We start from the raw sequence: 1,386 nt of genomic DNA on the forward strand, positions 1-1,386 counted from the left end.
GCCGTGGGCGTGAAGTTCTCCCTCGACGGCAAGCGCGTCGCGGCAGCACTGGCACGCCGAGGCGGCACTGGGACTCACGTCGAAGTGGTCGGAACCTGGCCGGCGTCGGAGGGCTCGACCACCATCACATCATGGCTCAGGACTTCGTGGCGCGAATTCGCCACCATAGCGATCGATGGGAAGTCTGGCGCGGGCGCGCTCCGTCAGTCCCTTCTCGACGCGGGCGTCATGGATAACGCGATCAGCCTGCCAACCGTGGCCGAGGTGCAGACGGCACACGCGATGACACTGACGGCGATCGAGGACGGCACGTTCACCCACGCGAACCAGCCCGGACTCAACGCGGCCGTCGCGGCGGCCACTCAGCGACAGATCGGCAAGACGGGCGGCTGGGGCTGGCAGCCCATCGGCGACGGCGACGTGCTCGCACTGGACGCCGCAACATTCGCGCTCCACGGCGCGGTGACAGCGAAACTCGACCACCACAAGACAGCCGTCCCGAGACGGCTCTACTGACTGAGGGGGCAAGACTATGGCGCTCACGACCCCCGAAGACTGGCTGCCGGTCCTGACTGAAAGGCTGGGGAAGCGTCAGCGGGTCGTGTCGCTGGGTCGCTCCTATGTCAACGGGAACGCGCCACTGCCGGAGATGGGTCCAAACACCAAGGCGACGTGGCAGGCGTTCCAGAAGAAGTCGCGCACGAACTTCGGCGGCATCGCATGCCAGTCGCACGCCAACCGCATCCGCGTCCAGAATGTTCGCGTCGGTTCGGATGACCAATCCGAGGCGTCCATCGCTGCACGCAGGATCGCGCGAGACAACCGGCTCGCCATGCAGGTGTCTGACGCCGTGTGGGACATGCTCACGACCCGCGTCGGCTACCTCGTGGCGGGCGTCGGTGACGATGGGCGCGCAATCATCACGTCGGAGAAGCCGGAGACGTTCTATGCGGAGCCGGACCCGACGCGCCCATGGAAGTCGCGCGCAGCCGTCAAGGTGTGGCGCGACTCGATCCTGGGACTCGACTTCGCCGAGGTGCTGATCCCCGGCGCACGGCAGACGTTCACGCGCGAGTCGATGTCGGATCAGGGTTACGTCCGCAACGACTTCGCGGGCGACTGGTCTCCCGCAGGCCGGGTCGAGACGTTCGAGGGTGACCCCGCCGTCTGGATTCTTGACCGCCGTGACGGGATGGGCCTCATTGAGCCGCACTTCGATGTCATTGACCGCATCAACCTGGGGAAACTCCAGCGGTTGTCCATCGCGGCGATTCAGGCGTTCCGTCAGCGGGCGCTCAAGAAGGACCCCGGTATCGTACTGCCTGAGCGTGACGAGGCTGGGAACCCGATCGACTGGGAGAAGGTCTTTGAGCCGGCTCCGGGCGC

General features: G+C 66.3%; 1 protein-coding gene. It reads left to right on the forward strand.

Annotated features, from left to right (window positions below):
• Positions 1-532: 532 nt before the first annotated feature.
• The coding region (locus EOL86_15020; GenBank protein ID NCD26880.1) for a hypothetical protein at positions 533-1,386 on the forward strand (854 nt) is incomplete at its 3' end.

The organism is Deltaproteobacteria bacterium, assembly GCA_009930495.1.
Lineage (GTDB): Bacteria > Desulfobacterota > Desulfovibrionia > Desulfovibrionales > Desulfomicrobiaceae > Desulfomicrobium.